Annotated in this window: 1 pseudogene; it reads right to left on the bottom strand. The window is 48.8% G+C overall.

From position 1 onward, the window contains the following. Positions 1-1,019 (bottom strand): annotated as a pseudogene (locus F0251_RS24240) (hypothetical protein); the annotation flags it as partial.

Genomic DNA, 1,019 nt, shown 5'->3' with positions numbered 1-1,019 from the left:
AGAGTATCCGTCGCCTCTTGGCTTGTTCTCAGATTACGAATGTCATCAAAACTCTGTAACGCTTTAAAGTATTCAACCAACTGCGGGATTGTTTGAATTTTAAAAACTGACGCGCGATTGAACCCTTTATCTGGCGCAACAAAGGCTTCTTGCCACTTGTACTCCAACGCTTGAACGGCATAGAACATCCACTCTTGCAGCTCTGCAAACGCTAACTCAGCGTTCAAGGCCTCTTTTGTCAGTACGCTGTAATGCACTGGGTTAGCATAATAACGGTCTGCCTGTTGTTGCTGATTTTCACCCAACTGCGCAATCAGTCGCTCAGCTTCTGCAGTGAACCCTGCCAGCCTTTCCACTTCATAAGCCAGGTAGCTCATCGACTTCGCGATGTCCACTTCAGCCGCTTTGAGCTCTAACATGAGCGCTTTAATGCGCGCCTTAGAATTCACGTCAAGTAAACCGCGCTCAAGACCTCGGATTGTCGCACGCTCTAACACTGCCAAAGTTTGTGTGTACTCAATAGCGTCATCACGCGGCACGTCTTTCAGGTCTTCCTTTAAGCTAGCCAACGCCGCTTGCACTGCGGATAAATCGACGTTGCCCGCTTCGCTAACAAAGTCATCCAGCGTGTCTAAATCGTCCTGTTTCAGTAACTCACTAATATCGACATAAGCGTTGCCTGACGAGGAACCATTGCGTTCCGCATCTCGTTTCGCTTCAAGCAACTGGCTCAACGACAACTCATTCTGACCAAACTGCACCATGATTTTATCAATCGCATCATGAACTTGCTTCTCTTGCTCAAGACGCTCCATCTCAATGGTGATGTTGCCTTCGATAGTTTGACGTGCTTTCTGTGCTCGCTCGACGCCTAGCGTCGCTGCTTTGATGCTTTGTTGCTGTTGAGCGATTAAGCTGCCTTTTCTCTGCGCTTGCGTCTGGCTCGCGCACAGGTTATCGCCTTGTCCTACCGTACAACCCAGCAGTTTAAACAACTGGTTATTCAGCGCTTGCTGCTC

This window comes from Vibrio sp. 070316B, from assembly GCF_013114115.1.
Taxonomy (GTDB): domain Bacteria; phylum Pseudomonadota; class Gammaproteobacteria; order Enterobacterales; family Vibrionaceae; genus Vibrio; species Vibrio chagasii_B.
Note: the sequence above shows the minus strand (reverse complement) of the source record. Positions and strands in the feature narration are given on the sequence as shown.